Annotated in this window: 11 protein-coding genes; 10 read left to right on the forward strand and 1 reads right to left on the reverse strand. The window is 48.6% G+C overall.

Annotation, left to right across the window (positions count from 1 at the left end; genetic code table 11):
• Positions 1-42 precede the first annotated feature (42 nt).
• A complete protein-coding gene (locus PUT07_RS23235) occupies positions 43-273 on the reverse strand; it encodes a DUF2626 domain-containing protein (protein ID WP_274470971.1) in 231 nt (76 codons plus the stop codon).
• Positions 274-642: 369 nt separating this feature from the next.
• Here PUT07_RS23235 and PUT07_RS23240 point away from each other — a divergent pair, with 369 nt between their 5' ends.
• The 10 genes from PUT07_RS23240 (at position 643) to PUT07_RS23285 (ending at position 11,906) form a co-directional block, all read left to right on the forward strand.
• On the forward strand, positions 643-1,296 hold the full coding sequence (locus PUT07_RS23240) for an RsfA family transcriptional regulator (RefSeq protein ID WP_274470972.1): 654 nt from the start codon (positions 643-645) through the stop codon (positions 1,294-1,296).
• 113 nt (positions 1,297-1,409) lie between these two features.
• Positions 1,410-2,348 carry a ketopantoate reductase family protein gene (locus tag PUT07_RS23245; RefSeq protein WP_274470973.1) on the forward strand — a complete coding sequence of 313 codons (939 nt, stop codon included), beginning with the start codon at positions 1,410-1,412 and terminating at the stop codon, positions 2,346-2,348.
• Positions 2,349-2,370: 22 nt separating this feature from the next.
• A complete protein-coding gene (locus PUT07_RS23250; protein ID WP_274470974.1) occupies positions 2,371-2,769 on the forward strand; it encodes a DUF3397 domain-containing protein in 399 nt (132 codons plus the stop codon).
• Positions 2,770-3,168: 399 nt separating this feature from the next.
• Positions 3,169-4,851, forward strand: a complete 1,683-nt coding sequence (locus PUT07_RS23255) for a peptide ABC transporter substrate-binding protein (protein ID WP_274470975.1) — start codon at positions 3,169-3,171, stop codon at positions 4,849-4,851.
• Between the two features lie 108 nt (positions 4,852-4,959).
• Positions 4,960-5,892, forward strand: a complete 933-nt coding sequence (locus PUT07_RS23260) for an ABC transporter permease (protein ID WP_274470976.1) — start codon at positions 4,960-4,962, stop codon at positions 5,890-5,892.
• A 3-nt stretch (positions 5,893-5,895) separates the two neighbouring features.
• Positions 5,896-6,828: an ABC transporter permease gene (locus tag PUT07_RS23265; protein WP_274470977.1), complete on the forward strand. Its 933-nt coding sequence runs from the start codon at positions 5,896-5,898 to the stop codon at positions 6,826-6,828.
• 16 nt (positions 6,829-6,844) lie between these two features.
• Positions 6,845-7,885, forward strand: a complete 1,041-nt coding sequence (locus PUT07_RS23270; protein WP_274470978.1) for an ABC transporter ATP-binding protein — start codon at positions 6,845-6,847, stop codon at positions 7,883-7,885.
• Positions 7,878-8,840, forward strand: coding sequence for an ABC transporter ATP-binding protein (locus PUT07_RS23275; RefSeq protein ID WP_274470979.1), 963 nt, complete (start codon positions 7,878-7,880; stop codon positions 8,838-8,840). The genes PUT07_RS23270 and PUT07_RS23275 overlap by 8 nt, the downstream gene beginning before the upstream one ends.
• A gap of 156 nt (positions 8,841-8,996) precedes the next feature.
• On the forward strand, positions 8,997-10,631 hold the full coding sequence (gene bshC, locus PUT07_RS23280; protein WP_274470980.1) for a bacillithiol biosynthesis cysteine-adding enzyme BshC: 1,635 nt from the start codon (positions 8,997-8,999) through the stop codon (positions 10,629-10,631).
• A gap of 12 nt (positions 10,632-10,643) precedes the next feature.
• Positions 10,644-11,906 (forward strand): adenosylhomocysteinase, encoded by a 1,263-nt coding sequence (locus PUT07_RS23285; protein ID WP_274470981.1) that lies wholly within the window; start codon positions 10,644-10,646, stop codon positions 11,904-11,906.
• Positions 11,907-12,789 lie beyond the last annotated feature (883 nt).

Genomic DNA, 12,789 nt, shown 5'->3' on the forward strand with positions numbered 1-12,789 from the left:
CTCGGATCACCTTTTTTTGCTTTGTTGTTACTAGTGCCGGTATTAGACGGACATTTTGAAAAATGACCAGTACGTAAACCCGCTGAAGGAGAGAATCATATATCCCCAGAACAACAATATGTAAGTACGTTCTGACAAGCGCATATAGCCCAGAATGACGAATACGGCTGTTTGGAAAAAGAAAATCAAAGACATTGGGATCATATCGCCAGCCAAGCTCATTAGCGCGATTACAAGTGTCCAAAAACCTAAAACCCGAAACATGCGATCCATTCTCGTTACATCCCCCTCTCATACCACGTTGCACTTTAACTACATCACATTATACCTTTTGAATTGTTTAGTGTAAACCGTCAAACCGTGACGAAATTGAAAACATTTCATCATATAGTTGTAGTATGTCTTTTTATCCAGATCCCATGTATGAGTGTCAAAAAATTTGGCAATACCATTTAGTATCAAATAGATTCTATGAACTCTAGTACGGGCATAGAAATAGTAATAATGGCGCGAATCAATTTATACACCGGTACCTGCAAATTGATTCTTCTTATTCATACTGAAAGATGACCCCTATTTATCGTAAAAAGCTGGCCTCTTTCAGTTAGATGCATCTGTACATTATGTTAGGAGGTTTAACCTATGTCGGCAATTAGACAGGATGCTTGGAGCGATGAAGACGACTTGATCTTGGCGGAAGTGACATTGCGTCACATTAGAGAGGGAAGCACGCAATTATCTGCGTTTGAGGAAGTTGGAGAACGGATCGGACGCACGGCGGCAGCTTGCGGATTTCGCTGGAACAGCTTTGTCAGAAAGAAGTATGAAGCGGCGATTCAGATCGCCAAGGCACAGCGGCAGAAGAGAACGCAGATGAAGAAGCACGCCGCTGTATCGATCTCGGGCTCCTCTTCTATCGGGTTGTTGGATAGTACGGAGTTAACAACGGGGAAAGCAGAAGCTTTCACCGAGGAAACGCTTTCGATCGATGCGGTGATCCGGTTCCTTCGGCAATGGAGAAACACGTATCAAGATATGAACCGTCATATTAAAAACTTGGAAAAAGAGCTGCAAGACAAAGAGGACGAACTCGAGAGACTCGGCCGCGAGAACAATAAGCTTAACAAGCAAGTGAATGAAGTAGAAACCGATTACCGCGTCGTGAATGACGATTATAAAGCTTTGATTCAAATTATGGACCGGGCAAGGAAAATGGCTTTCTTGGTGGAAGAAGAGGAAGAAGAGAAGCCGCGGTTCAAGATGGATGCGAACGGTAACTTAGAGAGAGTAGAGTAAGTTCGTAAGTTCCAATCGAACTATTGCAGAAAGAGCTTCAGCTCAAGGAGATCCTTGGTCTGAGGCTTTTTTGTTGTATAATGATGACAATGGCAATGAAATGAGGGATCGACATGCGATTGATGATTATTGGAGCGGGTTCGTTGGGGCTCTTGTTCGCCGCAAAACTATCCGCCCTGTGCGAGTATATGAAGGTAGTTACCAGAACGCGAGAGCAGGCAGAACGGCTCAGAGCGGAGGGGATCCGTCTTGCCGGCACGGACGTGCCGCATCGGACGACGCGCGGGGGAATCATAGAGTTCGAAAGTTATACGGAAGAGACGTCTGCAAGTGATTTGGTGCAATCTTACGACTATATTTTACTGATGGTCAAACAACCGGCGATCACGCCGGAGCTGGCAGCCTATATCCGTTCGAAGCTATCTTCCGGCACGCGTCTCATCAGCTTTCAGAACGGGGTCGGCCATGAATCGATACTAGGCGAGGCGCTTCCGGCAGAGCGACTGCTGCTAGCCGTTACGACCGAAGGGGCGCGGCGCGAAGGGGATACATCCGTTGCTCATACGGGGCATGGCGTTACTTACTTGGGGAGCTTGCGAGCCGATGAAGAAGAATCAACGCACTTTTTGTTAGTGAATCTTCTGAAGGAAGCAGGATTTCAAACATTCATGTCGAACAACATGGAAGAGAGAATCTGGAGCAAGCTGTTGATCAATAGTGTGATCAATCCGTTAACCGCCATCTTGCGTGTGAGAAACGGGCAATTGTTGGATTCTGCTTGGACAATGTCGCTCATGAGGGACCTGTACCGGGAAGCTTGTCTTGTCGTCGAGGCTCGGGGCACTCAAGTGCCCGATCACTTGTGGGACACCATCTTGCAAGTTTGTGAGGCGACAAGGCTGAATCACTCTTCTATGCTACAAGATATCGAACAGGCCAGAAGTACCGAGATTGACCGTATTAATGGAAGCTTGCTGCAGCTAGCGGATGAACTGAATCTTGAGCTTCCTGTACACCGTACGGTGTACCAGTTAGTGAAAGCGTTAGAATAAGCCGGTGTAGGTGGTTATCAGGATGGACATGTTATTCAGTTGGATTTCTACGGTTTACGCAGCACTTGCTGTGGCGCCTTTTATTACGTTTATATTGCTATGGTTCCTCGTATATATGTTTCTTCGCGATAAGAAGATGACGACTCGACTGACCATGGATGTGACGACCTTGTTCCTATTGGGCTCGGTTTCTTTGATGTGGAACCAGCTATTTCATACGGATTTCGGCTTCTGGCTCATTACCCTCGTACTACTTATTGCCTTCGGGATTATCGGCGGTTACCAAACGCATTTAAAAGGGAAGACGGATCTGGTAAGAGTCGGCAGAGTTGTTTGGAGGCTCAGCTTTCTAGGACTTGCGACGCTGTATATTGTGCTGTTCGTTCTCCACGTTGGTAAAAACTACTTGTTTTCGACCTAAGCCGGCTGCTTTGAGGTGAATTTACGAATTGAGCGATAATTCGAAAGTCTTTGTAATATTTATTTGAGTTTTGTAGAAAATAACAATGAATATCGTCTAGATTTTATTGACCGATGGTTGTATAATTAGAAACCGTGGGGCACTTTCATATTCATTATTTTTTTACAAATATTCTTACTTAGGTAAATTAACACTGGACAAAGCGTGGGTTTGTGTTATAATTCCTTGCGTAGAGTCTAGTAAATTTTTTTACCAGAGGTATGGGTTAACTATTATAACATCTATGAAGCGGTTTCATCCTTTTTTGGGTTTAAGGGTGTTAAGATCATGTTAGGAAAACTATCAAACACACCTGACCATAGATATTCTAGACATACATAATTTTAGAGGAGGCGTTTTATGAAAGCGACAAAGTGGGTTTCAACAGCAGTAGCATTAACGCTTATGGGCAGCGTTGCAATTGGTTGCGCGAAAAACGAGGAAAGTCCTTCTGCATCTCCAGCTGGCGATACGAAAGGTACAACAGCTCCTGCGTCCAACAAACCACAAGAAATCAAAATTAACTTCACTGCAGAGCCGCCGGTAATGGATAGCTCCAAAGCAACGGCGAATGCCGCGTTTACATTCATCAGCGCATTTAACGAAGGGCTTTACCGTACGGACAAAGACGGCAAAGCAACTCCAGCTCTTGCGAAAGATTTCCCTAAAATTTCTGCAGACGGTCTAACTTACACAATCGACATTCGCGACAACGCGAACTGGTCTGACGGCCAACCGGTTAAAGCTCAAGATTTCGTTTATTCCTTCAAACGTACTCTTGATCCTGCGACTAAAGGCCAATACAGCTTCATCGTTGCTTGGATTAAAGGCGGAGCAGATGTAACGAAAGCAAAAACGCCTGAAGAAGTTAAAAAAGCGCAAGACGCTCTTGGCGTTAAAGCGATCAGTGACAAGCAAATTGAAATCAAACTGGAAAAACCAGTTGCGTTCTTCACACAATTGCTTGCATTCGCAACATTCTTCCCGCAAAGAGAAGATTTCGTAACGAAAGCCGGCGACAAATACGGCGCAGAAGTGGATAAAGTCATCGGTGCAGGTCCGTTCATCCTGAGCAAATGGGATCACGGTCAAACACTTGAGCTTGTTAAAAACGAAAAATACTGGGATGCTGCTAACGTAAAACTTACGAAAGCAACTGTCAACATCGTTAAAGATAGCAACACAGGCCTGAACTTGTACGAAACAGACGCTGCTGATTTGACAGAAATCAACCGCGATCAATTGAAACTGTATGCCGGTAAGCCAGACAACCTGCCTAAGCCAGAGTTGACGAACTCTTACCTGATGTACCAAACGAAGAAAGTTCCTGCCTTGGCTAACAAGAAGATTCGTCAAGCCCTTGGTATGGCGATTGACCGTCAAGCTTACGTAGATACCGTACTTGCTAACGGTTCCGTAGCTTCCACGGGTCTAGTTCCAGGCGGTACTTCCGACGGTGCAGGCGGCGACTTCCGTAAATCCGCAGGCGACACGCAGCCGAAATTCGATGCAGCCAAAGCTAAGCAATTGCTTGCTGAAGGTTTGAAAGAAGTTGGCTTGACAGCTCTTCCGAAAATGAAAGTGAACGCAGACGATACAGAAACTGCGAAAAAATCACTTGAGTTCATCCTTGCACAATGGAAACAAAACCTTGGATACGAAGCGGAAGCGAACCCGGTTCCACACGCACTGCGTATCGAGCTTTCTTCCAAGCATGACTTCGAAATCGCACTTTCCCTATGGGGCGCAGATTACAACGATCCAATGACATTCTTGGATATGTGGGTAACAGGCGGAGAGTTTGACGAAGGCGACTACAGCAACCCAGAATACGACAAACTCATTAAGTCGGCTCAAACCGAAGTGGATCCGTCCAAACGTGCGAAAGCAATGGTTGAAGCTGAGAAAATCCTTATGGATGATCAAGGCGTATCCCCGCTGTACTTCCGTACACGCGCTTACTTGAAAAAGCCGAACATCGAGGGAATCATTCTTCCTTCCTTCGGTCAAGAGTGGGAATTGAAATGGACGTCCATCAAGTAATATAAAGTTTTTATAGGTTGAAGAATTAAAGGAAGGGGCCGTTCGCACCTCGTGGGAGCGGCCTCTTCTAGATTTCTTCGAGCTTTAAATGAATAAAGGAGGAGCAATATGGTCAGGTTCATTCTTCGCCGCTTCTTATATGCGCTTATCACGTTATGGCTGATCGCATCATTCACATTCGTATTGATGAAAAACTTACCAGGTAATCCACTAGGAGAAGGCGCTGAACGGATTCCTAAAGCTACGAGAGATATGTTGCTGAAGCAATACGGTTTGGATAAGCCATTATGGGAACAGTATTTAACTTTCATGAACAACATCATCCATGGCGATCTAGGAGCTTCCTTTCAATTTCCTGCTCACAAAGTTACAGATATTATCAAGCAAGCTTTTCCGTCTTCGCTTGAACTTGGTTTGATTTCGATCGCGATTGCGATTGTTGCAGGTCTGACGTTAGGGATTATCGCGGCGCTTAAGCATAACAAAGCAGGCGATTACACAGCAATGTTCATCGCCATTCTAGGCGTTTCCATTCCATCTTTCGTTCTTGGTCCACTTCTTTCCTACTATGTCGGCGTCAAATGGGGAATTCTTCCTGCCGGATTGTGGAAAGGGCCAAGCTATCGCATTTTGCCGGCGATTGCGCTTTCATTCGGAACCATTGCCATCCTGGCTCGTTTGATGCGGACATCGATGCTCGACGTTCTTAATCAAGATTACATCAAAACGGCGAAATCCAAAGGCTTATCCAACTTTACGGTCGTTGTGAAGCACACGATCCGGAATGCGATTTTACCGGTCATTACCATTATCGGTCCAATCTTCGTTAACGTCATTACAGGAACACTCGTAGTTGAACAAATTTTCTCAGTACCAGGATTGGGTAAACACTTCGTTTCATCGGTTTATTCCAATGACTACACCATGATTTCTGGATTAACGATCTTCTATTCGGCCATTCTCATTTTGGTTATCTTTATCACAGATATCGTGTACGGTTTCGTAGACCCTAGAATTCGTCTTGGGAAAGGCGGGAAATAATACATGCAAACTCCGAATAATGCAACAGAGACTAACTACAAGTTTGCTCCCGTTGCAAAAGAAACATTAACCGGCGAAAGAATCGTAAGACCTTCGCTCAATTATTGGCAGGACGCTTGGAGACGACTTAAGAAAAATAGACTGGCAATGGCTGGCTTAATTATATTGGTTGCTTTAATCGTATTGGCGGTAATCGTTCCTTTTGTTTCGAGTTACGACTATCAAACGCAAGATCTGAAAATTAAAAATATTCCACCGAACGGACAGCATTGGTTCGGTACGGATGACTTCGGCCGCGACGTATGGACCCGCGTATGGTGGGGAACCCGGATCTCCTTGTTCATCGGGATCGTAGCTGCACTGATTGACTTGGTTATCGGTGTCATCTACGGCGGTATCTCCGCATACTACGGCGGTAAAGTCGATGAAGTGATGCAGCGTGCGATCGAGATCGTCTATGCGATCCCTTTCCTATTGATTGCGATTCTGCTTATCATGGTTATTGGCTCAGGGATTCCATCGATTATTTTGGCCATGGCCATAACCGGCTGGGTGCCGATGGCCCGCTTGGTCAGGGGGCAGATGCTCACGCTCAAAGAGCAGGAGTTCGTCCTTGCATCCCGTACGCTGGGCGCGTCGCCGATGAGAATTATCATGCGCAGCCTTATTCCGAATGCGCTTGGGATTATCATTGTTCAAATCACGTTCGTCGTTCCTTCTGCGATCTTCACCGAAGCTTTCTTAAGCTTCATCGGTCTTGGTGTTAAGCCGCCGCTCGCTTCATTGGGTAACCTGCTGTCCGACGGCGCTAACTATATCCGTTTGTACCCGCATCGCCTGATTTTCCCGACTATCATTTTCAGTTTGATTTTGTTAAGTTTCAACCTGCTCGGTGACGGGCTTCGTGATGCGCTAGATCCAAAAATGCGCAAGTAAGAAGGGGTGAATAATAATGAGCACCAAATCCAAAGGCAATTTGCTGGAAGTAAAAGATTTGCGGGTATCCTTCCGCACGTACGCGGGTGAAGTTCAAGCTGTTCGCGGCGTTAATTTTTCTTTGAAAAAAGGTGAAGTCTTGGCGATTGTAGGGGAGTCCGGCTGCGGTAAATCCGTAACGGCACAAACGCTCATGCGTCTAATTCCTACTCCGCCTAGTTATATAAAAAGCGGCTCGATCATGTTCGACGGTAAAATGGACATTACGAAGCTTTCCAATAAAGAAATGGAAAAAATTCGCGGATCCGAAATCGGAATGATTTTCCAGGATCCGATGACCTCGCTGAATCCGACGATGAAGATCGGCGATCAGATTACAGAAGGTATCATCAAGCACGAAGGGATCAGCAAGAAGGCGGCTACCGAAAAAGCGATCGAAATTTTGAAGCTTGTCGGGATTAACTCTCCTGAGGGCCGTATTCATCAATACCCGCATGAGCTTTCCGGCGGTATGCGTCAGCGTGTCATGATCGCAATCGCGCTTGCTTGCTCTCCGAAGCTGCTTATCGCAGATGAGCCGACAACGGCACTTGACGTTACGATTCAAGCGCAAATCATCGATTTGATGAAAACCATTTCCGTGAAGACGGACTCATCTATTATTTTAATTACGCATGACCTTGGTGTCGTTGCCGATATGGCGCAGCGCGTCGTGGTTATGTATGCAGGGAAAATTATCGAGCAAGGGACGGTAGACGAAATTTTCTACGATCCTCAGCATCCTTACACATGGGGCTTGCTGCGCTCGGTGCCTCGTTTGGATACGAACAGTGATGAAGAGCTTGTACCTATTCCAGGTACGCCGCCGGATCTATTCGCGCCTCCAAAAGGGTGTGCGTTTGCGGCGAGATGTCCGTATGCAATGAATCAGTGTTTGGAAGTCGATCCGGAGCATACGACGCTTTCCGAAACGCACAGCTCCGCTTGTTGGCTGCTGCATCCGGACGCGCCGAAAGTTGAACGTCCTGTAGGAGTGGGAGGTCATCAACATGTCTAAAACGAATCAACCCATCTTGCAAATTCGCAATATGAAGAAGCATTTTAATCTTGGCGGCGGCAAAGTGCTTAAAGCCGTTGACAATTTCTCGATAGAAATTAACCGCGGTGAAACATTCGGTCTCGTTGGCGAGTCCGGTTGTGGGAAATCGACTGCGGGAAGAACGATTATCAATCTGTACGATGTTACAGATGGCGAAGTCATTTTCGACGGTGAAAATGTTCATAAGCTCAAAGGCAAGAAGCTCAAAGAATTCAACCGGAACATGCAGATGGTATTCCAGGATCCTTACGCATCCTTGAACCCTCGTATGACGGTAGGGAATATTATCGCTGAAGGTATAGACATTCATGGTCTGTACAAAGGCACAAAACGCAGAGAGCGTGTGATGGAGCTGCTTCGCGCCGTAGGTCTGAACGACGAGCACGCGAACCGTTTCCCGCATGAGTTCTCCGGCGGTCAACGTCAACGAATCGGGATTGCCCGGGCGCTGGCGATCGAACCGAAATTCATCATTGCCGATGAGCCGATCTCGGCGCTGGACGTTTCCGTTCAAGCACAGGTTGTCAACCTGTTCAAACGGCTGCAGAAAGAAATGGGCTTGACTTACTTGTTCATTGCCCATGACTTGGCGATGGTGAAGCACATCTCCGATCGTATCGGGGTTATGTATCTGGGTAATCTCGTCGAGGTCACGACATCCGATGACCTGTACGCGAAGCCGCTGCATCCGTATACGCAATCGCTGCTTTCGGCGATTCCGATTCCGGATCCGGAAATCGAGCGTACACGCGAACGCATCATCCTGCAAGGCGACGTGCCGAGTCCGCTCAACCCGCCAAGCGGTTGCCCGTTCCGTACGCGTTGTCCGCAAGCGATGCCGCAATGCGCGGAATCGATGCCGCCTAGCAAAGAAGTGGAGCCTAATCACTTCGTCGCTTGTCACTTGTATTAATCCAATTAGAGCCGTCCCGTCAGGGGCGGTTTTTTTGTGAACAGCTCTCCAATCAATTGTAATTAATTAAAATACAGTTTTGACGATTGCGGTCCTACCGTGTACAATCAAAGGATAGTTGTTTTATTTGGTATGAAGAGGGGACACTAGTCGCATATGCAAATGGAATCTTTTCATTGGAAGAAGAGTCAGAAGCTGGCTGAGGATTATGTAAGCGGGGCGGATGAGGCCCGTTCGTTGTTCCCGTATCATTTCGGCGATGATGCCGATTGGCAGTCGCGGATGAAGTGGCTGGATGAAAGGAAGAGCGCGCCTCGCGCTGACAGAGGCCGCTTGATTGAAGTGCTGCGCACATATAATGAGAGAATCGGCAATAACGGCCCTGCAATGGACCAAATTGCCGCGCTTGCCGGTGAGGAAGCGCTGGCTGTAGTGGGGGGCCAACAGGCGGGTTTGTTCGGAGGCTCGCTGCTCGTTCTGTACAAAGCGATAACGCTCGTACAGTTGGCACGGGAGTGGAGCTCGAAGTTAAAACGTCCGGTCGTGCCGGTTTTCTGGATTGCCGGCGAAGACCATGATTTCGATGAAGTGAATCATATTTATACGCTTTCGCAATCACAGCAAATCGATAAAATCAAAGTGGATCATCCGACAGGAAGGCGCACGTCCGTCAGCAAGCTTCCGCTTGCCCCTGAAGCTTGGCGGGAGGCCTTGTCCGCTATGGACCAGTCGTTGATGGATACGGAGTTCAAGGCTTCGCTGATGGCCAAATTGGAGGGTGTAACGGCAGGGGGAGCGACGCTGTCGGAAGCCTTCGCCCGCTTAATGGCCGTGCTGTTCGGTGAATACGGCCTTGTGCTGATCGATGCCGATGAACCGTCCCTGCGCAGTCTGGAGTCGGGGATGTTCGAGCAATTGGTTGTGCACAATGAAGTACTGACAGCCTCCTTGCTGAAAAGTCAGGAAGAGGTGCTGCAAGCCGGGTACAACGCTCAGGCGGACATTGCTGTTGACGGCGCGAATTTGTTCGTATATGCGGATGGCCAGCGCTTGCTGCTGCATCGCGAAGGAGACCGGTTCGCCGATAAGAAGCAGGAGCACCGCTTCACGAAGGCGGAGCTTCATGATTTGGCGATGACGAAGCCTGAGCAATTCAGCAACAATGTGATGTCCCGTCCGTTGATGCAGGAGTATTTATTCCCTGTGCTGGCAACCGTGCTCGGACCGGGTGAAATTGCTTACTGGGCGCTGACCAAGCATGCGTTCGAGCAGTTCGGCATGCGAATGCCCATCGTTGCGCCGCGGCTGGAGTTCACGCTAATCGAGGGTACGGTACACAAGCAGATGAATAAATACGCGTACAGTTTCGAGGACGTTCTCCACCGTTTTGAAGAGAAGAAGCAGGCTTGGCTCGATGCTCAGGATACGCTGCACTTGAACGAGCGTTTCGATCAGGTTAAGGCGGACTTCCGCGACAGCTACACGCCGCTCGTGGAGGCTCTAGGGGCGATTAATCCAGGCGTAAGGAAGCTGGGGGATACGAATCTGGCGAAGATTGTGGAGCAGATCGAGTTTCTGCAGCATAAGGCGTCGGAAGCGTACAAAACGCAGTTTGATGCGACGCTCCGCCAGTTGGAGCGGATTCGCCTTACGATTTTACCGTTAGCAAAGCCGCAGGAAAGAGTGTATAATGGGTGTGCTTATATGAATCGATATGGGAATGATTGGCTTCGTGATTTGCTCGAGACGCCGATTCCTGTAGACGGTATGCACCGCGTTTATTATTTGTAGGAGGAACGAACGATGACAACTGTAGACAAAAGTATCGTTGCTGATATGGCGTTGGCCCCTGACGGTCATTTGAAAATTGATTGGGTACAGGCGCATATGCCTGTTCTGAATCGCATTCGCGAGCAATTCGAGAAAGAGCAGCCGTTCAAAGGGCTGAAAGTAACGATTTCCTTGCATCTGGAAGCGAAAACCGCGTACCTGGCCAAAGTAGTGAAAGCCGGCGGAGCGGACGTTACGATTACGGGAAGCAATCCGCTGTCCACACAAGACGATGTATGTGCGGCGCTGGTCGAAGACGGGATTACCGTTTATGCCAAATATAACCCGACTCCCGAAGAGTACAAAGAATTGTTGATCAAAGCGCTAGAAACGAAGCCTGATCTGATTATCGATGACGGCGGAGACCTGGTGTCGATTCTGCATTCCGAACGCAAAGATTTGGCTGCGCAAGTGCGCGGCGGTGCCGAAGAGACGACAACCGGCATTCTGCGTCTGAAAGCGATGGAGAAGGAAGGCACTCTGGCATTCCCGATGGTCGCGGTCAACGACGCGTTCTGCAAATACTTGTTCGATAACCGTTACGGTACGGGGCAATCCGTATGGGATGGCATTAACCGGACGACTAACCTGGTGGTAGCCGGTAAAACCGTCGTTGTTGTCGGCTACGGCTGGTGCGGCAAAGGCGTTGCAATGCGGGCCAAAGGACTTGGCGCGAACGTGATCGTGACCGAGATCGATGCGATCAAAGGTGTGGAAGCGTACATGGACGGTTTTGCCGTCATGCCGATGATGGAAGCGGCGAAGCTGGGCGATTTCTTCGTTACGGTAACGGGCAACCGCGATGTGATTCGCGGCGAGCACTACAAAGTGATGAAGGACGGAGCGATCTTGTCCAATGCCGGACACTTCGACGTCGAAGTTAACAAGCCTGAGCTGGAAGCGCAGTCGGTGAGCAAACGTACGGTTCGACGCAACATCGAAGAGTACCAGTTGACGGACGGCCGCAAAATTTACATACTGGCGGAAGGACGTCTTGTCAACCTCGCGGCAGGCGACGGTCATCCGGCGGAAATTATGGATATGACGTTCGCGCTTCAAGCGATGTCGCTGAAATATGTGAACGATGAGTATGAGAAATTGGGCAAAACAGTTGCGAATGTTCCATATGTATTGGATGAGCAAGTGGCCAGATTCAAGCTGGAGTCGCTCGGCACTAGCATTGATTCCTTGACGGAAGAGCAGAAGCAATATTTGGACAGCTGGGCGGAGCACTAAGAGAAGTGAGTCTTCCAAACCACGATGGAGTGGGTTGGAAGGCTTTTTTTGTGTCGCCTCAGGGTGCCGCGCAAGAACCGAGGATCCGTCGGGCTGCATTTAGCAGTAGGGACTCCTGCTGTTGGCGGTACTTTCGGTGGAGGTTCTGGCTGGCTGCGTTTAACAGGAGAAACTCCCGCTATGGGCGGGACTCTCGGTGAAGGTGGCCTGTCTTCTTGTTCTGCCACAGGGCGTAACTGGAATTTCTCCTGTTATTCCTGCGAAAATGAGCCCAGTTGTACGAATAGAAGGAATTCCTCCCGTTAATTTTCCCCTTTTTTGCGTAAAGTCGGCGGATGCGGGCTGATTAACGGGAGGAATTCCAGTTATTCAGCATTCGAGGATCCGTTTGGCTGCAATTAACAGGAGAAATTTCCGTTATGGGTGGGGATCTCGCTGAGGGAGGCCTGTCACCTCGTTCGGGCGCTGGGCGGCGCTACGCTGGACGACACTCTGGAGCCTATCTCTCTTCTGCCGCAGGGCGTAACTGGAATTTCTCCCGTTATTCCTGCGAATATGAGCCCAGTTGTGCGAATAGAGGGAATTCCTCCCGTTAATTTTCCCCTTTTTTGCGTAAAGTCGGCGGATGCAGGCTGATTAACGGGAGTTTTTCCTGTTACCCGGCATTTGTCGCTCGGCAAGCTGCAATTATCAGGAGAAATTCCCGCTATGGGCGGGGATCATAGTGTAGGCTTGGCTCGTTGAGGAATCTGACCTTGCACTTTGTAACGCTGGACGACACTCTGGAGCCTATCTCTCTCCTGCCGCAAGGCCCTAACTGGAATTTCTCCCGCTATCACTCATCGTCACCTTTGCTGCCTGCAACCTTTCCTCCTCATACTCC

Origin of the sequence: Paenibacillus sp. MAHUQ-63 (assembly GCF_028765165.1) — a bacterium.
Taxonomy (GTDB): Bacteria; Bacillota; Bacilli; order Paenibacillales; family NBRC-103111; genus Paenibacillus_E.

Excerpts from the sequence above, each read along its gene's own strand:
- PUT07_RS23235 (WP_274470971.1), bottom strand. The coding sequence starts at position 273 with ATGGATCGCATGTTTCGGGTTTTAGGTTTTTGGACACTTGTAATCGCG.
- PUT07_RS23240 (WP_274470972.1), top strand. The coding sequence starts at position 643 with ATGTCGGCAATTAGACAGGATGCTTGGAGCGATGAAGACGACTTGATC.
- PUT07_RS23245 (WP_274470973.1), top strand. The coding sequence starts at position 1,410 with ATGCGATTGATGATTATTGGAGCGGGTTCGTTGGGGCTCTTGTTCGCC.
- PUT07_RS23250 (WP_274470974.1), top strand. The coding sequence starts at position 2,371 with ATGGACATGTTATTCAGTTGGATTTCTACGGTTTACGCAGCACTTGCT.
- PUT07_RS23255 (WP_274470975.1), top strand. The coding sequence starts at position 3,169 with ATGAAAGCGACAAAGTGGGTTTCAACAGCAGTAGCATTAACGCTTATG.
- PUT07_RS23260 (WP_274470976.1), top strand. The coding sequence starts at position 4,960 with ATGGTCAGGTTCATTCTTCGCCGCTTCTTATATGCGCTTATCACGTTA.
- PUT07_RS23265 (WP_274470977.1), top strand. The coding sequence starts at position 5,896 with ATGCAAACTCCGAATAATGCAACAGAGACTAACTACAAGTTTGCTCCC.
- PUT07_RS23270 (WP_274470978.1), top strand. The coding sequence starts at position 6,845 with ATGAGCACCAAATCCAAAGGCAATTTGCTGGAAGTAAAAGATTTGCGG.
- PUT07_RS23275 (WP_274470979.1), top strand. The coding sequence starts at position 7,878 with ATGTCTAAAACGAATCAACCCATCTTGCAAATTCGCAATATGAAGAAG.
- bshC (WP_274470980.1), top strand. The coding sequence starts at position 8,997 with ATGCAAATGGAATCTTTTCATTGGAAGAAGAGTCAGAAGCTGGCTGAG.
- PUT07_RS23285 (WP_274470981.1), top strand. The coding sequence starts at position 10,644 with ATGACAACTGTAGACAAAAGTATCGTTGCTGATATGGCGTTGGCCCCT.